Below are 22,807 nucleotides of genomic sequence, written 5' to 3'. Positions count from 1 at the left end.
TAACTAATTAGACTTCATCCTCTTCGAGTTCCTCGCGGTTCAAGGATTCATACGTTGGTCGAGTTGGTGTCCGACGGCGGTCTGCATCTGCCATCAAATCAACTTCCACATCACGGCTGGTGCCATCTTCAGCGTTTTCTACTTTGTGAACCGCAATGTCTAAGCCTAGAGACTGGAGTTCCCGCATCAAGACCTTGAAGGATTCAGGAGTACCGGGCCGGGGAATCGCTTTGCCTTTGACGATCGCATTTAGCGCTTCATTACGACCCTGCATATCGTCTGACTTCACCGTCAGTAACTCTTGCAGTGTATAAGCGGCACCAAAGGCTTCTAGCGCCCACACTTCCATTTCTCCAAAGCGCTGACCGCCTTGCTGAGCTTTACCACCCAATGGCTGCTGGGTTACGAGTGAGTATGGACCTGTTGAGCGAGCGTGAATCTTGTCATCCACCAAGTGAACCAGCTTCAGCATATAAGCCTTACCCACAGTGATTGGTCGGTCAAAGGCTTCGCCTGTACGACCATCGAAGACTGTGATTTTCCCAGGTTGTTCTGGGTCAAATGACCATTCCCTGTCAGTTTCCTCACTGGCTTGCTTCAGCTTGCCGTGTACTGTGCTTCGGGATGATTCTTGCCCATACATTTCGTCAAACGGTGTCAGCTTAAACCGAACGTCTAAGGTTTCACCCGCCCATCCTAGTAAGCATTCAAAGACCTGACCGACATTCATCCGGCTGGGTACGCCTAAGGGGTTGAGTACAATGTCCAATGCTGTCCCATCTGGCAGGTAGGGCATATCTTCTACAGGCAGAATCCGGGAAATAATCCCCTTGTTGCCGTGGCGTCCTGCCATCTTGTCGCCGACTTGAATCTTGCGCTTTTGAGCAACATAGACTCGAACCACCATGTTGGCTCCAGGGGGCAGCTCATCACCTTGCTCACGGGTAAATACCCGGACATCAACAACGCGCCCTTTCTCACCATTCGGTACTCGTAGCGAGTTATCTCGGACATCCCTGGCTTTTTCCCCGAAGATGGCTCGAAGCAGCTTTTCTTCCGGTGGCTGGTCAGATTCACCCTTAGGCGTTACCTTTCCAACCAGGATGTCACCTGCTTCTACCCAAGCACCGATGCGTATAATTCCCGTTTCATCCAGTTGACGTAGGGCATCTTCCCCAACGTTAGGAATTTCACGAGTAATTTCTTCTGGACCCAGTTTGGTTTGCCGCGCCTCAATCTCGTACTTTTCAATGTGAATACTGGTGTAAACATCATCGATAACCAGGCGTTCGCTAATGAGGATGGCGTCTTCGTAGTTGTAGCCTTCCCACGGCATATAAGCCACTAGGATATTTTGTCCTAGCGCCAGTTCGCCGCCTTCGGTAGCAGAACCGTCAGCGATAACCTGACCTGTAACTACATCATCGCCCTCAAATATCAGGGGTCGCTGATTCAAACAGGTATCTTGGTTGGAGCGCTGATACTTCTGGATTTCGTAAGATATCTCACGACCACTACTGTCCTTGACACGAATCTGGCGAGCATCTACATAGCTGACTTCCCCATCCGTGCGTGACACCACAACCATCCCGGAGTCCCTTGCCGCTTGGGCTTCTAACCCCGTTCCCACTAAGGGACGCTCAGGTCGCAAAAGGGGTACAGCTTGTCGCTGCATGTTTGACCCCATCAGGGCACGGTTAGCATCATCGTGTTCTAGGAAGGGAATCAAAGAGGTCGCGACAGAGATAATCTGTACGGGTGACACCGCCACATAGTCCACTTGATCAGGTGTTGTGGTCGTGAAATCTTGCCGATAACGCACTGGCACAGATTCACCTAAGATATAACCCTCTTCATCCATCGGGATGTCTCCCGGTGCGACTCTTAGGTCATCTTCTTCATCAGCCGTCATGTAGGATGGCGCTCGGTCTTTGAGTACGCGACCATTTTCCACTGGGTAGAACGGTGTTTCGATAAAACCATAGGAATTGACTCGTGCATGAGTTGCTAAAGAGCCAATCAGACCCGCGTTTGGACCTTCTGGTGTTTCAATTGGGCAAATTCGTCCGTAGTGGGAGGGGTGAATATCCCGCACGGCAAAACCAGCCCGTTCTCGTGTCAAACCACCAGGACCAAGGGCCGACAGACGCCGTTTGTGGGTCAGTTCGGCTAAGGGGTTCGTCTGATCCATGAACTGAGATAGCTGAGACGAACCGAAGAATTCCTTGATGGCAGCAACGAGGGGTTTCGGGTTTACCAAGGAAGCGGGGGTGAGAGTATCAGCATCGGAAACCGTCATCCGCTCCCGGATTATCCGTTCCAAACGATTGAGTCCGACTCTGACTTGGTTTTGCAGCAACTCGCCGACGGAGCGCACTCGGCGATTACCTAGATGGTCAATGTCGTCGGTGTTACCAATGTCAAATTCCAGGTTGATCAGGTAGTCAATCGCCGCCAAGATGTCTTGAGGGGTCAACACCCGTACTGTATCCGGAACGTTCAGGCGTAGCTTCCTGTTGATTTTGTAGCGACCGACTCGACCGAGGTCGTAGCGTTTCGGGTCAAAAAAGCGCGAGTCTAGCAACTGCTGACCACCGCTGACTGTGGGTGGCTCTCCGGGACGCAGCTTGCGGTAGAGTTCCATCAGCGCTTCTTCTTCGCTAGGATTGCCTTCTTTATCCAGCGTTTTCTGATAGTAGTCTGGGTGCCGAAGCGCATCGATAATCTCCCCATCTGAGAGTCCCAGCGCTTTCAAGAGTACCTGAGCGGACAATTTGCGGGTTTTGTCGATGCGTACCCACACTAAGTCGTTTTTGTCGGTTTCAAACTTCAGCCATGCTCCCCGGTTAGGAATTAGGGAAGCGCTATAGGTACGGCGTCCGTTTTTATCGGTTTCAGACTTGTAGTAGACTCCAGGACTGCGAACGATTTGGTTCACAATCACGCGCTCAGCACCGTTGATGATGAACGTGCCTCGGTCAGTCATCAGGGGCAAGTCGCCGATGAAGACTTCTTGTTCCTTAATTTCGCCAGTTTCTTTGTTAATCAAGCGTGTGGGAACATACATTTGGACGGCATAGGTGCTGTCACGCCGCTTCGCTTCATCTACGTCATATTTAGGCCGCTTGAGCTTGTAGTTTTTGCCCAAGAAATGCAGCTCCATCTTACCGGTGTAGTCGGTAATTGGCGAGAAGCTGTTGAGTTCCTCGATCAACCCCTCTTCCAGGAACCAGCGGAAGCTGGAACGCTGAATTTCTACCAAGTCTGGCAACATGTAGTTGGGGGCAGTGTAGCTCTGAGCGGGGGTGGTGTAAATCTGGTTCATGCGTCTCCTGTTACAGGTGAGTCAGCGTCGGCGATAATCCGAGCCAAGGGTAGTGCCCCGCTTACTGAAGCGGGATTCAATTCCAAAGGATAGGCGATACTGAATATATAGCTCGTTTGCTGCCAGACGATTGACTCTTCAAGAGTCAACAGAGGTCTAGCAACTGAGAATTTCAGTTTTTTGCTTGTATTAACAACCAAATGATCGGTGGAAATGACTACTGTCTCAAACTATGAGTTCACTATTCAAAGAAAAAAGGATATTAAATGGTAAGTTTTACCAGTAACTAAGGTGATAAGTAAGCCTAGGGTGCGTTTGGAGAGAATGCAGTGGCAGCAATTTGGTAGGCGCAGGTACAGATCTGTTCATAGTAACTCTTCTTAATATTATTATGACGCAGAGAAACTTAATTGGAGCAAGCTGTGTCTTTAGGCACCGGATTTGGTATTGACAACAGGCTCATATGGGCAAGGTAAGACTGAAGAGTTTACAGGCATTCTGCGTAGTCTCTTGTGCAAGGGTTTCTAAAGAGACATTTCGCAGACGAGCGATAGACTCGGCAACATAGCGGACGTAGGCAGGTTCATTTCGTTTACCTCGCTTGGGAATGGGAGCCAAAAACGGGCAATCCGTTTCAATAAGAAGGCGATCGCTCGGCACCATGAGAGCAGAGTTTTGGATGGACGTAGCGTTTTTAAAGGTTACAATACCGCTAAAGCTAATGTAAAAACCCAGATCTAAAAACCATTGGGTTTCTTCTGGTGTACCGCCCCAACAGTGCATTACACCCTTAACTCGTCCGCTGTGTTCCCAAAATGACTGCAACAAGTCCCGCATCGCCACAGCAGCGTCACGGCAGTGAATGATGACGGGCAAATCTAGTTCTTTGGCGATCGCTAGTTGCGCTTCAAATACAGCTTTTTGCTCTTGCTGATTTTCCGCTTTGAAGAAATCTAAGCCAGTTTCCCCAATTGCCACCACTCGCTGATCTGAACGCGCTAACGATAAAATCTGGCTTGCCATCTGGGGTGTCCATTTCTGGGCATCTAGAGGATGCAAGCCGACAGCAAATGAAAGCTCAGGAAGCTGGTCAGCCAGAGCTTTAATACTATCTATCTCCTCCGGTTCAACACAGGAGTGTACCAATTGCACAACGCCAGCTTCGCGCCAGCGTTGCCGTACCGCTTCCAGATCTGACTGGAAGACATCAAAATTGATATGGACATGAGTGTCGATCAGCTGCATCGGCACAGTCTGCTGTCTTTAGATTTTAATGGTCTGTGACGGATAAGCAAGTCGGCGTTTGAGGGTAGATACTCCCTGTTTCCAATTTTGCATCCTCGAAGAACGATTTTTTTTATAGACGCGATCTGCGCTTCGCAGCAGCGCTTTTTCTAGTCTCGCCCTAACTCTATGATAGCTAGGGCAATAGCTTATGAGGCTGTGGACTCTTCTGCTGCTGGATTGAGTTGAGAGTCTACCCGTTTGAGCGACCTTGCCAAATTAGATTTCTTGCGTGACCCATTATTAGAATGTAGCACTCCCCTCTTTACAGCTTTGTCGATTTTGCTATAGGCATCAGCCATTCGACTTTTTACTTGCTCTAGTGATTCGGGAGTCTTTTGTTGCGCGTACTCGTCTACGGCGGCAAAGTATTTCTTCATCAGCGTTTTCACCGCTGACTTATAGGTTTTGTTGCGAACTCGATTACGTTCGGCGATATTTATACGCTTGAGCGCGGACTTGCTATTAGCCACAGTAGTCTCTAGAAAGCTTGCTTTCGATAAAATACAAAATACCAGACTAACAAATATAGCACCTATTTTGAATTAAAAGGATCGCAACCCCAGAAAAATCCAGGTTAAGCTATAGAAGTGAGTCCGGGTACGATGCGCTCTCCTTAGTGGATGAGCTTGTAGACCTGGGACGGGTAATACCTAATGATGGGCACTCTGACTCCATGCTGCGAATCATTACTCAGCAGGCTGAGGCACAAACTGAACTGCGACGAATCTGCGATCGCCTTTCAGGAGCTACCGACGCCAATCGCACTCCTCAAGACCAAATTGTTCATAAAGAATCAACGGTGCGGGAAGTCCTCCAGGCGGTACAGCGCCAAGGAGACAAAGCACTCTTGCACTACACAGAAGAATTTGATCGGCAAATCTTGAGTGCTGAACAACTGCGCGTCAGTGGGTCAGAACTGGATGCGGCATACCAACAGGTGTCCAAGGAATTACTTGACGCCATACAGTTGGCGACGCGACGAATTGAAGCATTTCATCAGCAGCGCATTCCCAAGTCTTGGGTGCAATTTGACGATGATGATGTAGTACTCGGCAAGCGCTATACCCCGGTAGATCGAGCAGGCATTTACGTTCCTGGTGGTAGAGCGTCCTACCCAAGTACCGTCTTAATGAACGCCATCCCCGCGAAAGTCGCCAAGGTTCCTCGGATTGTAATGGTAACGCCACCAGGCCCGGATAAAGCGATTAATCCGGCTGTGTTAGTGGCAGCTCAAGAAGCGGGTATTCAAGAGATTTACCGAGTTGGTGGGGCACAAGCGATCGCGGCTTTAGCCTACGGCACCGAAACAATTCCTAAGGTTGATGTGATAACGGGACCAGGAAATATCTATGTTACCCTTGCTAAAAAACTTGTTTTTGGCACTGTGGGAATCGACTCTCTGGCAGGTCCCTCTGAGGTGCTAGTAATTGCGGATGAATCTGCCAATCCTGTTCATATTGCCGCTGATTTACTGGCGCAGGCAGAACATGACCCAATGGCAGCCGCGATTCTTCTGACACCTGATGCCCAACTCGCAAAAAAAGTGCAAAAAGAAGTCGAATGGCAACTCAAAGACCATCCACGTCGGCTATTGACAGAAAAAGCGATCGCTCACTACGGTCTCATTGTCATTGTTGATTCTCTGGAGGTGGCAGCTGAACTGTCCAACGAATTTGCACCAGAACACTTGGAACTAGAGATTGCTGAACCTTGGGACTTACTCGAAAAAATCCGCCATGCAGGCGCGATATTTTTGGGTCATTCAACCCCCGAAGCTGTCGGAGATTACCTGGCGGGACCGAATCACACTCTACCGACATCTGGTGCTGCCCGCTACGCCTCGCCACTGGGTGTTGAAACCTTCATGAAGCACTCTAGTCTGATTCAGTACTCCTCGACAGCACTCGATAAAGTTTCTGCTGCAATCCAGGCACTGGCACAAGCGGAAGGTTTACCATCTCATGCTGATTCTGTACGCTTGCGGACAGAAGGAGATTTAGAGGATTAAGTCAGTAACTCATCCCACGTAAGCAGGGACGTGGGATGAAAGTGTTATTTGTTGTTGGTTATTGGTGATTTATAGCGGTTCTCGATCACAGGAAGCGCTATAGTTTATCCCTCAATCTGCCCACTGCTTTGCCCTAGGTGGGGAGTACGCCCTAACAGCCCTGTCATCAAGCGTAACGCTAGAGATTTAAAGGGATGAATGTTTTGTAGTATCCATAAGCCAAAGCGGCGAGTCGTTACCACTGGCAACCAGTTATTGGAAAACATTCGGTCAAGAACATCGGTAAAGCCTAGAATTGCCCAGTTCTCTAATTTACGCCAGCGTTCGTAGCGTCTTAGTACTTGTACATCTCCAATATCTTCACCTTGCTGAGTAGCTGCTTGCAGGATTTGTGCTAGGGCAGCAGCATCTCGGATGCCCATATTTAACCCTTGTCCGCCAACCGGATGACAACAGTGCGCCGCATCACCAATTAGGGCAAGTCGAGGCTGGGTGTAGCGATCACTTTGCATCAACTGTACAGGAAAGACAAAGCGATCGCTCTCCAGTTCCAGATGCCCTAATAGCCCACCTGTGCGTTGTTCCAGTAACGATAGAAACTCTGCCTTATCCAGTTCCTTTAAGGCTTTCGCTTCGGCATGAGGGGCTGTCCATACCACTTGGCAGCGATTCCCTGGTAGTGGCAACACACCCATTGGACCGCTCGACCAAAAGCGTTCAAAGGCAGTATTGTTATGGGGCTTCTCGGTTTTAATCCTTGCTGTGACGCAAGACTGCCAGTATTGCCAGCCTTTGGTGGTAATGCCTGCACTAGTACGAATTTGCGATCGCACCCCGTCTGCCCCCACAACTAAGCGCGTCCTTAGCTGACGGTAAGTACCAGCCACCTTCACCTTAATCTCTACCCCAGAACCTTGATACTCGACCTCCTCAACCTCAGCAGGACATAGCCAACTAACGTTGGGACACTCTGCCAAAAACTCCTGTAACGCTGTCAGCAAGATGTTGTGTTCTCCCACATAACCCAGAGCCTCCGTTCCTAAATCAGCAGGATGGAACTGTACAATACCTGCATGGTCACCATCCGAGAGCCGAATATGGCGATAAGTGGTAATTTGAGGCAGAATCTTATTCCAAACCCCTATTCCCTGAAAAATACGCCCTGATAGGATAGAAAGATTGTAAGCTTGTGGCTTGACTGCTGCTACAGAGGGCAGCTGTGCCTCAACTAACACCACGCTCAACTTAGAGTTTTTCAACGCACAAGCGAGAGTGGCTCCGGCAATGCCGCCACCGACAATTGCCAGATCATAATCAAAGCCCTGTTGGGTGCTTGGGGGAGTTTGAGTCAGTTGTTCCAGCGCCATTGTCAATAGATTTATAAAAAACTATAGAAATATTTACTCTCCTTTATTGTGACGCTTACAGCTAGAGCGATCAAGTTGCAGGTTGCTGTAGTCGATTTCCTGTATATGCCGACTGGGGATTTGGGATTGGGATAAATTAAATCGGGCTTCCTCGCCGCGAGAGCGTCAAAAAACCTACACCCGTTAGAATTAATTCCTGGTTCCCTCACTCCTCAGGTTTCATGTTACTGGAGGGTTCATGAGCAACAGTTTCGGTAGCGACGAGATGGGGCTTACGGTGAAGGTGGATAATCTCGATTGTGCCCTTAATTGTCCCTGCGATCGGGACAGCGACAATCACACCCAACAATCCAGCAATCTGACCACCCATCAGTAAAGCGATAAAAATCCAGATAGGATTGAGTCCTGTAAACTGACCCATTAACTTAGGCGCTAGGAGATTGTCTTTAATCTGCTGCATGAAAATGGCTGTAAGTGCTACCCGAATCCCTAACCAAAAATTTTGGAGCATGACCAACAGGGTAACCAATGCGATGCCTAGGGTTGCGCCGATGAGTGGAATTACTTCAGCTATGCCAATCAGTAAGGCAAACAGTAGAGCAAATGGCACTTCCAAAATTACAAATGCTGGAGTCAGGGTGGCAAACATAAATAACCCCAGCAAGATTTGGCTGATAAAAAAATTCTGAAAATTTAGTCGCAGGGATTCGCCTAAGGGTACACCAATATGAGTAGGAAGTAAGTCTACTAAACCCCGCCAGAGGCTCTCACCATAGAGCAGCATATAAAATGCCAAGACAATAACTAAGACCGTATCTAAGAGTCCTGAGAGCGTTCCGAGGGCTAATCCAAGCACTTGAGTTGCCAGAACCTGCACTTGACTTTCAATGCGGGCATTGAGGCGATCGCTAAAGCCTTTGAGGTCAAGTGGTAAGCGACGAGCTTTTGTCCAAGTGTCTAATCGATCAAGATTATCATTACTAGCTTCTAGCCAAGCTGGGATATTGTTTAACAGTTGGGTGGTTTGGTCAATCACCACTGGCACTAGAGTCATCCCTAAAATGACCAAAAGCGCCAATGTCAAAAGCAAAACAACAATCACTGCCTGAGTTCGAGTCCGACAAAGCCGCTCTAAAACCCGGACAGGGTAGTTTAGTAAAAAGGCGAGAATTGCTGCGATCGCGAGTACCGTAATTAGATGCTCAAAGTAGCGAAAGATTTGCGACAGAACCCAGAGATTAAGCGCCAAAAGTGGACCACTCAGACCAAGAACCAAGAGGCGTTGAAAGTCGGCAGGAAAGCGCATCGAGAACACCCTGTGGTAGCAGCTCATTGAGGCAGAATCATACAACTAGAGCTTGCAAGTGCAATTGAAAGACAATAACAACGACCAGAGGAAATAAGAGATGGACACAAGCGTAGCCAATTTGCGTCATGAGTATACCTTCCAAGGGTTAAGTGAAATGGATGTACATGCCAATCCATTTGAGCAATTTAAAACCTGGTTTGAGCAAGCGGTAGCTGCTCAGTTGCCAGAACCCAACGCAATGACAATTGCTACTGTTACCTCCGATGGCAAGCCTTCCGCTCGAATCGTGTTATTGAAGGATTATGATGAACGGGGCTTTGTCTTTTATACCAACTACCAAAGTCATAAGGGGCAGCAGTTGGTCGAGAACCCTTGGGGAGCGATCGCATTTTGGTGGGCCGAGTTAGAACGACAGGTACGCATTGAGGGGCGTGTTGAGAAGGTTTCACCCGCTGAATCTGATGCGTATTTTCATAGCCGTCCAATAGGCTCTCAGCTTGGCGCTTGGGCTTCTAATCAAAGTCAAGTCATTGAAAGTCGTGAGGTATTGGAGCAACAGTTACAGAAGCTTAAGGAAGAATACGACAACAAAGACGTTCCCCGTCCGCCTCATTGGGGAGGTTTTCGGGTAATTCCCAGTGAAATAGAGTTTTGGCAAGGGCGTCCCAGTCGGCTACATGATAGGTTGCTCTACCAGCGTAGTGAAGATGGAAGTTGGAAAATTCAACGCCTATCGCCTTAGATTTGAGTAAAGTCGAGGAAGCAGGAGCAGAGCTTTGCGTAGCTTCGATTTTCCGAAATCTGGACTGGATAAGGTGATAGGGTAACTTTATACTTCCTGCGGTTTTTTCCCTCCTCTTCACGATGCCTTCCCAAAACAGACGCAGCTTTAGTCAGCAAATTGTTCGTGTTTGGCAAGAGCAGGTTCATGCTAAATTCCCCTTGCTACTGACAACCATCCCGATTACAGGATTAATTGTTGCTATTTTGTCAGTTTGGGGCTTTCTTGAACTTGCCGATGAAGTGTTGGAGAAGCAAACTAAAGCAATTGATACAAATATTCTGTTAGCGATTAAGCCCATGCATACACCGCTACTCGATTATGTGATGCATGGGTTCTCGTTTGTGGGGGGCACAGTGGTTGTTACTTTGGTGTGCCTGGGTTTAGGAGTAACGTTTTGGAGACGACGGCGTAAGGCAGAATTTAAGGCGTTAGCGATCGCAGCCATTGGTGCAGTCAGCTTAAATCTTCTGATTAAATTCATGTTTAATCGCGATCGCCCTGAATTATGGGAACTGGTTGAGGGGAAAACCCACACCTCTAGTTTTCCAAGTGGTCATGCGATGATGTCACTGGTCATTTATGGATTGGTTGGTTATTTGCTAGCCGTTCGCTTTCCTCTCTGGCAGTGGTGGATTGCGATCGGGACGATTCTGCTTGTTTCAATCATTGGCTTCAGTCGGCTTTATTTAGGTATTCACTGGCCGACAGATGTGGTGGCAGGCTACGCAGCAGGACTGATTTGGCTTGCCACGGCTATCCTCTATTTGGAAGTACACAAGGGGCATCAAGCGGCGCGTCAGCGTTTGAGAAAGTCATCATAGCTAGTGGAATGATAGCTAAGCTAGGCGAGATGTAGGCAATTTAAAAGTTGCTATAGTTCAGCTATAAAAAGCCAACGAGAGCAAGGGCTGAGCGAACAATGGTGAAAGCGTGGGCAGCAGTAACGGATGAAGAACTGATGCAGATGAGTTCCCAGAACCCAGAGCTACGGTTTGAACGAAACGCTGATGGAACAATAATAACGATGCCACCAACAGGGGGAATTTCTGGCAATAGAGAATTAAAGGCAGGAGCTTTTCTGCTGACTTGGGTGGAAAGTCAGGATTTGGGCGAAGTCTTTAGTCCAAGCACTGGCTTCAAATTGGCGAATACGGCTGTCAAGTCACCTGATGCGGCTTTTGTAGCTAAAGGACGCTTACCAGAAGGATGGGACAAGGGAGAAGATCAATTTCTCAACCTTGCCCCTGATTTTGTGATTGAAATTCGTTCTAAGACTGATAGATTAGAAACACTCAAAGCGAAGATGCAAGAGTATATTGACAATGGTGTACGGTTGGGATGGTTGATTGATCGTAAGAATCAGCAAGCTTTGGTTTATCGAGCTGATGGGACAATTACCCAGTATCCTGCTACAGCAACGTTGAGTGGTGAAGAGGTAGTGCCTGGGTTTACTTTGGTACTAAAAAAGTTGTTGTAAGGGTGAGTGGACTTTCCTACCATTTCACCAAACCATGTACAGGCGCAAACCTTCTCTCGCATCGACATCAAACTTAAACCCCACTTCCATTCCACTGGTTGTTTTCACGGTCTCCTGATCAACGTCATCAATCCGAATACTCTCAATCGTAGCCAACTGACAGTACGTCTCACCAACTAAAAAAAGGCTTCCTCTGACTGACAAAGTAGTTTCCTCAACCTTTGCTACCGCAGCCCTAGATTTTTTAAACCACTCTGTAATGCGCCCAATCTCTCTGACCTGCCCTATTGATTTCTGCTGCTCAATAACCTGATAAGTTACCAACTCAGCCAGTGCTTGACACAAAGTCTCGATAAATTCACATAATTCCAGCAGCGCGTTTGAACCCAGAAAGTTGTCTATAACAGCGCCGTGAGCTGCTTCATTCCGATAGGTAACCAGTTCATTGAGTTCTCCTTCGGCAGTGTTTTCACTTACCCGAACCTCCAAAAAATGCTTTACGGCTCTATGCTTCTCCACCCAAGCCCAAGCATTTTGGATTCCAGCGCCAGCTAACAATTGCTCCAGCACTCCTTTCCTTAAATTCTGCTCGTGCAAGAGAAACGCATCGGGCAACAGCGCGTATTCCTCTTCACCAGTCACCCCACGAAATAAACCTTGAACAACCTGGTCGATGGAAAGGTGTTCAAACCTGTTCTTCTTTAGGTCACACAGTAAACGACCCACACCCGTCCGGTGAGTATTCTGGATTGTTTCTTCAAGATCTACATAACGTGGAAATATACTCGGCAGAAGCCTGACCCAATCGGTGATTAAGTTCTCAACAAAACGTTCATAGATGGCGTACAAGCGCGTAACCACAGCACAGTGATCATACACTCGCCAATCGGTTACCCCTGGAACACCCTTGATTAGTCTAGTGAGTTCTGTGTCCTCGTCTGATTCCTGTCTTGTTACAGAACCCCTTCCAAACACGATTTCTCTAAGCCTCTCATTAGTCTGGATGAGCGCTCGGACAGTGGAAGTCTTCACATTTACTGTATTGAGAAGCTCCTGAAACATCGCTATTTATTCTCCGATGACTTGCGAAAGCATGTCATCGAATAGTCTTAGTCGCTCCTGGATATCAGCCTTAGTCCTTCCCGCACCTATCAATAGTTTTGATTCGTCCTTTCTAAAAAGCTCCTTTGTCTTTTCAATTACTCTTCGCTTCTGCTCAACTAACACTTTTGCGTTGGGCAAATTCCTGCTCAAGCCCACCATAACTGCATCGTAATAAGCTTTATGAGCGCGATTTTTCCATGTATTATATTCTGGATCAAAGGGCTTGAATAAAGTCTCTCCGTAGATTGTGTTAGCTAGAGCGAGTGTTTCTAAAAAAAGGTTTTTGAGGAACTTAATATCTTCATCAGAAAACTTCAGACTTCTGATCATATAGAGGTTAAAAAATCTCTCCAGTCCACTCTGAAAGTTCTCGGCGTGCCGCAGAGCAAAGAAACGAAGAATCAACTCCGCATCTTCCATCTTTTGATACAGTTTGTTTTTAGCCAGTTTATTCGATACGACCTCGTTTTTTTCATGAGTTTCTATAGGGATTCCCCAAGCCTCCGCAAATATGGGATGACGCGCTAGTTCGAGCAATAGTGAGTTGAAATTTCCCTGATACAAACAATTGCGTACCTCCTGCGAACTTAAATCCACGCCTCCATTATTAAGGCGCTCGAAGGTAAGCTGTTTTAGGAGCAGCGCTTCTTCAGGATTAGATGCCGACTCGGTGATAAGTACTATAGATGAAATGGATCGACGATCAATTCCTGCCCTAATTTTCCCAGGAAGTTCAGCGTAGTTACGTCCATTCAGTTCTGGCCAAAGTTCGAGTCCAGTCAGCTTGAGTCGGTTTTCGTAAAAAGCCTGAATGGCGCTGATTCTCTGTTGACCATCCATCACCTCATACGAGTTAAACTTCGTCTCGTAAAGAACAATTGGAGGGACGGGAATATTTATGAGAAACGACTCGATTAGTCGTGATTGCATCTTTGAATCCCAACGCGCCCTTCTTTGATAAAAGGGTCGTAAATCCATATAATCAGGCTTCTTTAAAGCTTCGACAAAGTTTGGAAGCTTTTCACGATTGATTTCCGTGAGTATTCTTTGCTCTCCTTTCTCATACTTTGCGTTTATCTCACCATCAGACATTTCGGTGCGATTTTTGGAGGTTGAGACCTCCCACATTTTTTCTTCAGTTGGTGCTAATGGCATCTTCTACATTCTCCAGAGAATGACATTAAAAATACATGAAAAATTAAAAAATAGCTGTGTTCATCGAATAAAGATATCAGTTTCGACTATTATGTATGGAATTTTTGCAACCGTTCTAAAAGAATACTAATACTCCAAATAATAAATATTATTAAAGTGTGCCGCTAAGTTTCTTTTCCAGATTACCCACTTACTTCTCCACTACCTCAAATAAGTCTTCAACCGACACATCAAATATCCGTGCCAACTTTAGTAAGGCACCAATGTCAACCATTGCCATTCCAGGAGAGCGAGCATACGTTTTGATCGTGCTATAAGGAACTCCTGATCGCTCAGCCACTTCTGTGAGAGTCCAGTTCTCTCTAGCGGCAAACTCCTTAATCCGCAACCTGACCAGTTCGCCTCTTGACATGAGGATGAAATTTCGTCTGTTTTACTTATCAATGTAAAAGCGATCGCTTCCGGTCTCGCAAACTTAAAGCGATCGCTAATTGCACAAAAACCCCAATTAAGGGGAAGTATCTACTATGGTATCAACACTAAAGCCTAGAGCAAGGGCTGTTCATCCTTTATTTAGCTCGTTTTGTCACAAAAGAAGCGATTCTCTACTCCTCAATCTCAATACCGAAGAACGAAATTGGCTCGATAAGTCTGACATTAGCGATTTAGCGGTTAATAACTGCTAATCTGTCCAGCCTGAACTGTAAGAATTTGAGAAGAGTTCAGCCACTGGGAGTCAAAAGCACCCAAGTGTGTTGTCGTAATCAAGGTCTGAAATCGGTCTTGAATAGTATCAAGTAGCTGATTTTGACGACTTAGGTCGAGTTCTGCTAAGACATCATCAAGTAGCAGCAGTGGCGGTTCACCCACGACTTCTTCAATTAGCTGAAGTTCTGCCAACTTCAAGGCGAGTACAAGTGTCCGTTGCTGACCTTGAGAACCATAAGACCTTGCCGGAGTTTCGTTGATGATAAACTCAACTTCATCTCGGTGAGGGCCAACCAGAGTTGTACCGTGAGTATGTTCAGGAATTCGGCGTTGTTTGATTTTGTCTAAAAAAGCTTGCTGCACTCCCTCTGAATCGCCTTTTTCAATGCTGACATTGGGAGCATAGGTTACTTCTAGTAACTCAGTTGCTCCGCTAATACTGGTGTGCCATGTGGTGGCGAGTGGGGCAAGTCGTTCCAGAACTCTTGCTCGCCGCCGCGTCACTCGTGAGCCAGTGGTTGCGAGTTGGGCATCCCACAGCGCTAGTTCATCAATAGAGTCTCTGGTTGATAACTCATCAATTTTGCCTTCTAACTCTTGCTTGCGGAGTTTTTTGAGGAGGGCGTTACGCTGTCGCAGCACTTGGTTATATTGCTGCAAAATGTAGGCGTAGATAGGTTCTAGTTGAGTGAGTATCAAATCCAACCAATTGCGACGCCGTTCTGGTGCGCCCCGCACAAGTTCCAAATCTAGGCTTGAGAACTGCACGGCATTGAGGATGCCCAAAAAGTCTAGCTGGCGACGTAAGGATTCTTGATTGAGAGCAACAGTACGCCGTCCTTGAGTACGAAGAGTTAAAGCTAGCTCCACTGGGCCATAGGCACGTTCTAGATTAGCCTGAATTTGACCAACAGCCGCGTCTTCCAAAACGAGATCGCGATCGCGTACTGAACGATGACTCTTGAGAGTTGAGAGTAACTCCACCGCCTCCAGCAGATTCGACTTCCCCTGAGCATTATTCCCCACCAAAATTGTCTTCGGGGCATCGAAATCGACTACACAATCCCGATAATTGCGAAATTGTCTAAGGTGCAGAGTTTTCAAATACATTTTGGCATTGGTTATTGGTCATTCGTTATTGGTTGTTTGCTATTGTTATTGGTCAAACAATAAACGACTAATAACAAACAACCAACAACTAACCACTAACAACTGACTTAAGAGCGACGAGAGTAGTAAAAACGGAAAAACAGCTTCTCTAGCTCCACCCAAACCAACAATAAGCTGCTAAAGGCAAAGCAGATACCAAGTTCCTGCAAGCTCAAGAAGTGAGTGCCAAAGAAATCTCGTAAGAACGGAACGTAAACCAGGGCTAACTGCAACGCTGTCGTTACAAGCACAGCCCAGAGCAAGTAGGGGTTAGTAAAGGGATTGAGTTCTATCACCAACCGATTGTTAGAGCGAACCGCCAAAGCGTGACCCATTTGGGCAAGACACAGAGTGGTAAAGACCATCGTTTTCCAAGTATCCGGGCCTCCCTCTCCGTTGTATCCAGGTGCATGGGTATAGCTGTAAGCCCAGACCATCAAGGCAATGCTGATAATCGCAAAAACAATACCGATGCGAACCATGTAAGAGCCTAGTCCTCTGGCAAAGATACTTTCGCGGGGACTAAAAGGAGGACGTTTCATCACATCCGGTTCTGCTGGTTCTACGGCAAGGGCAAGGGCAGGTAAACCATCGGTGACGAGGTTCATCCAAAGGATTTGTAACGGGGTAAGGGGAACACCACCGAGTCCAAGCAGTGGTGCCGCAGCAATCGTTAAAACTTCCCCAATATTGCTACCCAGGATGTATTTGATAAAGCGGCGAATGTTCATGTAAACAACCCGACCTTCTTCTGTTGCCGCAACAATCGTGGCAAAGTTGTCATCGAGGAGTACCATGTCGCTAGCTTCTTTACTCACGTCAGTGCCAGTAATCCCCATAGCGATACCTATGTCTGCTTGCTTAAGGGCAGGGGCATCGTTCACACCATCGCCTGTCATCGCGGTGAATTTACCACGACTCTGAAGGGCTTGGACAATCCGCAGCTTGTGTTCTGGGGAAACACGGGCATAAATACTGACATTGTCAACCTGTTGCTCTAGTTCCTCCTGGCTAAGGCGTTGTAATTCCGGACCTGCCAAAACGCGATCGCCTACTTTCGCAATCCCTAAATCATGCGCGATCGCTTGTGCTGTTAGCTGGTGGTCACCCGTAATCATTACTGCCCGAATGCCAGCTTCACGACATTTTGCCACCGCGTCCCGCACTTCTGGACGTGGCGCATCCAACATTCCCACCAGTCCCAGCCAGATTAACTCTCGCTCTGTCGCTTCATCTGAGCCTTCCGGAGGCTTGGTATCCAAAGGTTTATAGGCAAAGCCCAACACCCGCAAACCTGCACCTGCCATCTGGTTATTCTGCTCCAATACCAAAGAGCGCTCTTCGTTGCTAAGTGCTTGGGTAGCGTCGCCTTGCTGGTAGGTGGTACAACGTTCCAAAATCAGTTCAGGTGAACCCTTGGTAAACATGATGAAGGGTGAATTTTGCGCGGGACGGGCGACGTTTTGAGTACTTCCTTCACAAATCACACTCATCCGCTTACGTTCTGAGGAAAAGGGAAACTCCTCAACCCGTTTGAGTTGGCGGTTCAATGGTTCCTTTTCCAAACCCGCTTTCCCTGCTAAGGAAAGCAACGCCCCTTCAGTTGGGTCACCTAAAATTGCCCACTCGCTCTCAAAGCTTTGTTTCGCCTTACCTTTGCCATTCTCCTGCCGTTGGGGTTCTTCACGTTGCAATAGGGCATCATTGCACAGCACACAGGCAAGCAGCAGCGTTTGTAGTTCTGGATTCTGCTCAGGTGTAGTGGGCTGATTGTTGATTCTAAACTCCCCTTGAGGGGCGTAACCTTCACCTGTGACGCTGAACGTCTGTCTCCCGGTGGCAACTTTCTGCACCACCATTTTGTTTTGTGTCAGTGTGCCAGTTTTATCTGAGCAAATCGTCGTGACACTTCCCAAGGTTTCCACAGCAGGTAGTTTGCGGATTAGGGCATGACGACGCACCATCCGCTGTGTACCTAGCGCCAGGGTAACTGTGATTACCGCTGGTAGACCTTCTGGAACAACGGCGACTGCCATCGACAGAGAAACTTCCACCAACTCTTGCAAGACACCCCAATCGAATCTATTCGACTTGAAGTAAGAGGCTGCCATGCCACCCACGATGACTATCGCCACTAGAATAAGTGAGCCAGTGACGAGAACATTACCCAGTTGAGTCATCCGCCGTTGCAAGGGCGTTGGTTCACTTTCCACAGATTGCAGCATTTCGGCAATTTTGCCTAATTCTGTCCGCATCCCTGTGCCAGTGACGAGTACAGTACCCCGTCCCTGGACAACTTCAGTTCCCTGATAGACCAAGTTAATGCGATCGCCTAACGGTGTTTCTTCATTCAGGTGTATGTCTACCTTCTTGTTTACCGCTTGGGCTTCTCCTGTGAGTGCCGCCTCTCGTATCTGAAGATTTGATTCTTCAATTAGACGCCCATCGGCTGACACCTGAACCCCTGCTTCCAGAAGCATGATGTCTCCTGGCACCAATTCCTTTCCATCTATTTCAAGGGTTCTGCCGTCCCGAATCACTCTAACCTTGGGGGAAGAAAGGCTTTTCAGTGCCGCTAGCGCTTGTTCTGCACGGCTTTCCTGGAGATAACCCAGGACACCGTTGAGGATAACAATCAACAAAATGGCGATCGTATCTTTGAAGGGAATACCCTCAAATGACCCTTGTCGCAGTGCTAACAGGTCTAGAAGTCCTGAGATGAGGGCTACCGCAATCAGCATCAATAACATGATGTTTTTGAACTGATCAAGGAGAATTTCCCAAGAACTACGGCCTGCGGCTTCTTCTAGCTCATTGGAACCATATTGCTGCAATCGCTCTTGTACTTGTTGAGAAGTCAGACCGGTTTCTGGGTTGCTGCCGAACTCTGACAGCGTCTTCTCAGCGTCTAGGGTATACCAGGGAGTTGCCAGATCAGGTAAGGAATTTGAACGTGTCGATGGAGTCACGGGAATGTTTTCTTAAACACGATACGAAATCAATCATATTCTTAAACCTAAAGCCTCGACAAAGACTAGTTCTTTCCCGGTTCCTCTGTGTGCTTAGTTTATCAAGCGTCGCGTGGTATATTTTTTAACGGAGGAAGCACAGGGAAATCTGGCACAAATACTTCCAACGCTTTGGGAACAACGTGGAATTTCGCTGGAGTGTATGTCACGATTTCACCGTCAGCATTGATCGGCTGAGGTTTACGAGTATAAATTTCAAATTCTTTGCCCTGAAGAGTACGTACACCCTGCAAATTAGCCTGTCGTCCTCTCCACATAGCTGGTAATAACACAAAAATTTGCCACCAGTGATGATACTCCAAACTGTATAAATCCAAGCGTTCATCGTTAATGGCCGCATCATCAGCCACTGCCATGCCACCGCCATAGTAGCGCCCGTTACCAACGGCAATTTGTACAGTTTTTACAGAAATTGACTCTCCACGCAGACGAATCTGGGCCCGAAAGGGTCGAGCTTTCCAAATCACTTGAATCGCCGTCACCGCATACGCCAAGACTCCCCAAACACGCTTGGCTTCTTTGTTCAGTTGCCTTGTAATTTGTACACTCAACCCAAGACTCGCGACATTAAAGAAATGTTTATCGTTAACCTTTCCTAAATCAATCCGCTGGCTTTGACCTGCCGCAATTACCTGGCAAGCTTTGGGTATTGATTGGGGAATCCTCAGAGTACGGGCGAGGTCATTAGCCGTTCCTAATGGCAAAATTCCTAAGGGGAGTTGAGTATCGACTAAGCCCTCTATAGCGGCATTTAAGGTGCCATCGCCACCACCGATGATTACTATGTCAACGCGACCGCGATAACTCCGGATAATGTCTGATAGCTGCTGGGTTTGATCGGTTGGCTCTTCAAAAAGTTCAAAGCCCAGCGATTGCAACTGCGTCACTACTTGAGAAAGAGTGTCGTGTCCTCGCCGAGAGTGATGATTTACCAGCAACAGCGCTCGCTGCCTCATGCTGCCCCTCATCTTTGTTAAAAGTACTGTAATAATCCCACAAAATATGGGAAAAACAACTGCAATAGCTATAGATACTTAGCTCGACTTTGATGCTTTACCGAGAGAAAAACAGGCTGAGGTAAGAATACTTCCAAGAGCTTTGTTTAGTGAAAAATTTTTGAAGACTGACTCAATGTTACAAAAATTAAGGCTTGCAACCGTAAACGGATGATATTAGGCGCGAGAACAATAAGGCGATCGCTAATTGCACTACCCCTCTTTACTGCCCTTAGTGTTGCACCAATCGCTGCTACACCCATCGTCCCAGAGGCAGATGGTACGGGTACTGTCATCACGCCCGACGACAACCGTTTTGACATCACGGGTGGAACAACTTCCGCTGATGGCACGAACCTCTTCCACAGCTTCACGCAGTTTGGTCTAGATTCTCATCAAATCGCTAACTTTCTTTCTAACCCAGCCGTTGTAAATATTCTGGGACGTGTTACAGGAGGAGAGGCTTCAGTAATCAAGGGTTTGCTGCAAGTCAGTGGCGGCAATTCCAATTTATTTCTAATGAATCCAGCCGGGATAGTTTTTGGCGCAAATGCCCAACTCAATGTCCCGGCTGACTTTACCGCTACGACTGCCACAGGTATCGGGTTTAGTGATAACAGCTGGTTTCAGGCAGTGGGTTTTAATAACTATGCCTCACTTATCGGCACACCTAATACCTTTAACTTTGGGACAACAGGAACACCAGGGGCAATTTTAAACACGGGTAATCTAGCGGTAGGAGAAGGGCAAAATCTCTCGTTACTGGGCGGTACTGTTATTAGTACAGGACAGCTGACAGCACCGAACGGGAACATCATTGTCACCGCCGTGCCAGGGCAAAATCTCGTGCGTCTTTCTCAACCAGGACATCTGCTGAGTTTAGACATTCAACCCAATAACCTCATCACGGCTGACCCAAACTCACCAGAGGGAAACTCAGGGGAGATTGTCCCTACTCCTGCCTCCTTAGCAGAGTTATTGACGGGTGGTAACACAGGTCATGCTACAGGTGTTGTGGTAAACGGAAATCAGGTTGCCCTAACAAGTTCGGGATTAGAGATTGAGAACGGTGATGTAGTGGCAAAGGGTGTAACGGCAGGAAATGCATTTCTTTGGGCAAATCATGACCTGATACTGGTAGAGAGTCAGCTACAAACGACTAGTAACTTGAATTTACTGGCACAGAACATCGTGCGAGTGCGCGATAGTGTCGCGAATTCTTTCCTCGCCCAAGCCGGGGGAAATCTTTACATTCAGGGCAATCAGGGAATTGATATTCTCGCACTGAATCATCTTTACCAGACGCCATTTACCAGTGGCGGGAATCTCAACTTAGTAAGCGATCGCATTATCTCCGGTGATGCTCATTTTTCAAGTGGTGGAAGTTTCTCAATTCTCAACTTGGCAGGACAAGGCGGCAATTTTGTTAGTCTCTACGATCCAATTATCACAGCGATCGGGGATGTCAGGTTTGGTGATTACACAGGTGCTTCCCTAAAGGTAGAAGCAACAGGCAGCATTACAGGTGGAAACATCACAATCACGCAAGCCGATGTCGCTTTAACAGGACTAGACCCGGATATTGCTATTTTGGCGGGTAGTCCTTCGCTGATATTGAGGGCAGGATTGGACTTTGACGAACTGCAAAATCCTACCAATGTTCCACCCGATTTTGTCACGCCAGAAGGAACGTTTACCTCGGTTGGAGAAGCGTCAGGTGGAAGAATTACGGTAGGGAATATAACCACAGCAGGTGGACCAATAATTTTGGCGGCTCCTTTGTCGATTAATCTTACTGGAGAAGCGATCGCCTCAAATGGTGGCAATATCACTTTCGATGGCCCAGTCATCCTTTACAGCGAGGAGACTACTATCAACTCAGCAGGGGGCAACATCGCGTTTAATAGCACCGTGGATGCGGCTCACACCTACGAATATGTGGCTGACCCATTGAATTGGATCGATGCACTAAATGCCGCTGAAGAAAGAACATTTAAAGGTCAACAAGGTTATCTGGTGACGATTACCTCAGAAGCAGAAAATGCCAAAGTTTTTACACTAGGGATTCCGGATGGTCTTGGTGCTTGGATTGGTGCGAGTGACGAAGCAGAAGAAGGCACTTGGCGATGGGTAACGGGGCCAGAAGCAGGAAATATATTTTGGGAGGATGGAACCAAAATTGGCTACACCAACTGGGGGAATGGTCAACCAGGCAACGACGAGCCACCAGTCGGAGATATAGGAGGCGAAGATTACGCGGAATACGTTCAGATAGACACACAAACATGGAATGACTTAGCCTCTACCCTCCGCCAGCAGGGTTATGTAGTTGAGTACAACGCGGGAACAGCAATTCTGAACCTAGAAGCGGGTGCGGGCAATATCAACTTTAGTGATGCTGTCGGTGGAAACACCAGTTTAGGTGGCTTGACGATTACTAACGCGAACAATGTGACAGCCACCTCGCCCATCGCTGCTGACAGCCTTACCCAATTAGCTGGGACAGGTATCACCACTCTACAGAACGTTCAGACGACGGCTGCTAGCGGAGTCAACCTCACAACAACAACTATCCAGTTGGAAGGTGGAATTACATCGAATGGTGGTTTAGTAAATCTGACCGCAAGCAACGATATTACTACTAGTGATATTGCTTCATCTGGTGGTTCTGTGAATCTGATCGCAAACAATGACATTACTACTAGTAATATCACTTCAGTGGGTGGAGGAATTAGCCTCACGAGTACAAGCGGTGGTGCGATTAATACGAGTACTGGGACACTTGACTCTAGCTCGATTAACGGTAACGGCGGTGCGATCGCTTTTGACTCAGACGGCAATATTACAGTCGGGAACCTGAACTCTTCTTCTGGTACAGGTAACGGCGGTGCGATCGCTTTTGACTCAGACGGCAATATTACAGTCGGGAACCTGAACTCTTCTTCTGGTACGGGTAACGGCGGTGCGATCGCTTTTGACTCAGACGGCAATATTACACAGGACTTACGCAACTGGCACAGCGCGATCGCCAATTTGTAGTACAAATATATTATTCAAGTAGGGACGCGCCAAAAGAGCATTAATCAAGTAACGGTAATTGATCGTGTTTG

16 protein-coding genes are annotated in these 22,807 nt (G+C 47.5%); 5 read left to right on the top strand and 11 right to left on the bottom strand.

Annotation, left to right across the window (positions count from 1 at the left end):
* Positions 1–7 precede the first annotated feature (7 nt).
* The 3 genes from rpoB to rpsT form a co-directional block, all read right to left on the bottom strand.
* Entirely contained in the window at positions 8–3,325 is a 3,318-nt protein-coding gene (rpoB, locus tag H6F98_RS07560; RefSeq protein WP_192218062.1) for a DNA-directed RNA polymerase subunit beta, read from the bottom strand.
* 459 nt (positions 3,326–3,784) lie between these two features.
* Positions 3,785–4,570, bottom strand: coding sequence for a TatD family hydrolase (locus H6F98_RS07555; RefSeq protein ID WP_192218061.1), 786 nt, complete (start codon positions 4,568–4,570; stop codon positions 3,785–3,787).
* A 188-nt stretch (positions 4,571–4,758) separates the two neighbouring features.
* Positions 4,759–5,082 carry a 30S ribosomal protein S20 gene (gene rpsT / locus H6F98_RS07550; protein ID WP_192218060.1) on the bottom strand — a complete coding sequence of 108 codons (324 nt, stop codon included), beginning with the start codon at positions 5,080–5,082 and terminating at the stop codon, positions 4,759–4,761.
* A gap of 203 nt (positions 5,083–5,285) precedes the next feature.
* On the opposite strand from rpsT, the gene hisD reads away from it, so the two are divergent.
* On the top strand, positions 5,286–6,620 hold the full coding sequence (hisD, locus tag H6F98_RS07545; protein ID WP_192218059.1) for a histidinol dehydrogenase: 1,335 nt from the start codon (positions 5,286–5,288) through the stop codon (positions 6,618–6,620).
* Positions 6,621–6,724: 104 nt separating this feature from the next.
* On the opposite strand, the gene H6F98_RS07540 is transcribed toward hisD, so the two are convergent.
* A complete protein-coding gene (locus H6F98_RS07540; protein WP_192218058.1) occupies positions 6,725–7,987 on the bottom strand; it encodes an FAD-dependent hydroxylase in 1,263 nt (420 codons plus the stop codon).
* Between the two features lie 205 nt (positions 7,988–8,192).
* Positions 8,193–9,293, bottom strand: a complete 1,101-nt coding sequence (locus H6F98_RS07535; RefSeq protein WP_192218057.1) for an AI-2E family transporter — start codon at positions 9,291–9,293, stop codon at positions 8,193–8,195.
* 100 nt (positions 9,294–9,393) lie between these two features.
* Between H6F98_RS07535 and pdxH the strand changes: the two genes are divergently transcribed.
* From pdxH to H6F98_RS07520, 3 genes are all read left to right on the top strand, one after another.
* A complete protein-coding gene (pdxH, locus tag H6F98_RS07530) occupies positions 9,394–10,038 on the top strand; it encodes a pyridoxamine 5'-phosphate oxidase (RefSeq protein WP_192218056.1) in 645 nt (214 codons plus the stop codon).
* Positions 10,039–10,160: 122 nt separating this feature from the next.
* Complete coding sequence (locus tag H6F98_RS07525) at positions 10,161–10,901, top strand: phosphatase PAP2 family protein (protein ID WP_192218055.1); 741 nt, start codon at positions 10,161–10,163, stop codon at positions 10,899–10,901.
* Between the two features lie 98 nt (positions 10,902–10,999).
* Positions 11,000–11,557, top strand: a complete 558-nt coding sequence (locus tag H6F98_RS07520; RefSeq protein WP_192218054.1) for a Uma2 family endonuclease — start codon at positions 11,000–11,002, stop codon at positions 11,555–11,557.
* Positions 11,558–11,581: 24 nt separating this feature from the next.
* Here H6F98_RS07520 and H6F98_RS07515 read toward each other — a convergent pair whose 3' ends face one another.
* The 6 genes from H6F98_RS07515 to H6F98_RS07490 all read right to left on the bottom strand — a co-directional run bounded on the left by H6F98_RS07515 (position 11,582) and on the right by H6F98_RS07490 (position 19,658).
* Positions 11,582–12,619: an MAE_28990/MAE_18760 family HEPN-like nuclease gene (locus tag H6F98_RS07515; RefSeq protein WP_192218053.1), complete on the bottom strand. Its 1,038-nt coding sequence runs from the start codon at positions 12,617–12,619 to the stop codon at positions 11,582–11,584.
* Positions 12,620–12,625: 6 nt separating this feature from the next.
* Positions 12,626–13,816: a DUF262 domain-containing protein gene (locus tag H6F98_RS07510; protein ID WP_192218052.1), complete on the bottom strand. Its 1,191-nt coding sequence runs from the start codon at positions 13,814–13,816 to the stop codon at positions 12,626–12,628.
* Positions 13,817–14,006: 190 nt separating this feature from the next.
* Positions 14,007–14,228: a helix-turn-helix domain-containing protein gene (locus H6F98_RS07505; protein ID WP_192218051.1), complete on the bottom strand. Its 222-nt coding sequence runs from the start codon at positions 14,226–14,228 to the stop codon at positions 14,007–14,009.
* A gap of 260 nt (positions 14,229–14,488) precedes the next feature.
* On the bottom strand, positions 14,489–15,634 hold the full coding sequence (recF, locus tag H6F98_RS07500; RefSeq protein ID WP_192218050.1) for a DNA replication/repair protein RecF: 1,146 nt from the start codon (positions 15,632–15,634) through the stop codon (positions 14,489–14,491).
* A gap of 107 nt (positions 15,635–15,741) precedes the next feature.
* A complete protein-coding gene (locus H6F98_RS07495) occupies positions 15,742–18,642 on the bottom strand; it encodes a cation-transporting P-type ATPase (RefSeq protein ID WP_192218049.1) in 2,901 nt (966 codons plus the stop codon).
* Positions 18,643–18,743: 101 nt separating this feature from the next.
* A complete protein-coding gene (locus tag H6F98_RS07490) occupies positions 18,744–19,658 on the bottom strand; it encodes a lipid kinase (RefSeq protein ID WP_192218048.1) in 915 nt (304 codons plus the stop codon).
* Positions 19,659–19,868: 210 nt separating this feature from the next.
* On the opposite strand from H6F98_RS07490, the gene H6F98_RS07485 reads away from it, so the two are divergent.
* Positions 19,869–22,736, top strand: coding sequence for a filamentous hemagglutinin N-terminal domain-containing protein (locus H6F98_RS07485; protein WP_192218047.1), 2,868 nt, complete (start codon positions 19,869–19,871; stop codon positions 22,734–22,736).
* Positions 22,737–22,807 lie beyond the last annotated feature (71 nt).

This window comes from Microcoleus sp. FACHB-SPT15 (assembly GCF_014849525.1).
Taxonomy (GTDB): Bacteria; Cyanobacteriota; Cyanobacteriia; order Cyanobacteriales; family Coleofasciculaceae; genus Symplocastrum; species Symplocastrum torsivum.
The sequence above is the reverse complement of the archived record's forward strand: the minus strand, read 5'-3'. Positions and strand labels throughout refer to the sequence as shown.

What these genes read in the sequence shown, in the direction of transcription:
- H6F98_RS07490 (WP_192218048.1), bottom strand. Translation starts at nt 19,658, where the DNA reads ATGAGGCAGCGAGCGCTGTTGCTGGTAAATCATCACTCTCGGCGAGGA.
- H6F98_RS07525 (WP_192218055.1), top strand. Translation starts at nt 10,161, where the DNA reads ATGCCTTCCCAAAACAGACGCAGCTTTAGTCAGCAAATTGTTCGTGTT.
- recF (WP_192218050.1), bottom strand. Translation starts at nt 15,634, where the DNA reads ATGTATTTGAAAACTCTGCACCTTAGACAATTTCGCAATTATCGGGAT.
- hisD (WP_192218059.1), top strand. Translation starts at nt 5,286, where the DNA reads ATGCTGCGAATCATTACTCAGCAGGCTGAGGCACAAACTGAACTGCGA.
- H6F98_RS07555 (WP_192218061.1), bottom strand. Translation starts at nt 4,570, where the DNA reads ATGCAGCTGATCGACACTCATGTCCATATCAATTTTGATGTCTTCCAG.
- H6F98_RS07535 (WP_192218057.1), bottom strand. Translation starts at nt 9,293, where the DNA reads ATGCGCTTTCCTGCCGACTTTCAACGCCTCTTGGTTCTTGGTCTGAGT.
- pdxH (WP_192218056.1), top strand. Translation starts at nt 9,394, where the DNA reads ATGGACACAAGCGTAGCCAATTTGCGTCATGAGTATACCTTCCAAGGG.
- H6F98_RS07485 (WP_192218047.1), top strand. Translation starts at nt 19,869, where the DNA reads ATGATATTAGGCGCGAGAACAATAAGGCGATCGCTAATTGCACTACCC.
- H6F98_RS07520 (WP_192218054.1), top strand. Translation starts at nt 11,000, where the DNA reads ATGGTGAAAGCGTGGGCAGCAGTAACGGATGAAGAACTGATGCAGATG.
- H6F98_RS07505 (WP_192218051.1), bottom strand. Translation starts at nt 14,228, where the DNA reads ATGTCAAGAGGCGAACTGGTCAGGTTGCGGATTAAGGAGTTTGCCGCT.
- H6F98_RS07510 (WP_192218052.1), bottom strand. Translation starts at nt 13,816, where the DNA reads ATGCCATTAGCACCAACTGAAGAAAAAATGTGGGAGGTCTCAACCTCC.
- H6F98_RS07540 (WP_192218058.1), bottom strand. Translation starts at nt 7,987, where the DNA reads ATGGCGCTGGAACAACTGACTCAAACTCCCCCAAGCACCCAACAGGGC.
- rpoB (WP_192218062.1), bottom strand. Translation starts at nt 3,325, where the DNA reads ATGAACCAGATTTACACCACCCCCGCTCAGAGCTACACTGCCCCCAAC.
- H6F98_RS07515 (WP_192218053.1), bottom strand. Translation starts at nt 12,619, where the DNA reads ATGTTTCAGGAGCTTCTCAATACAGTAAATGTGAAGACTTCCACTGTC.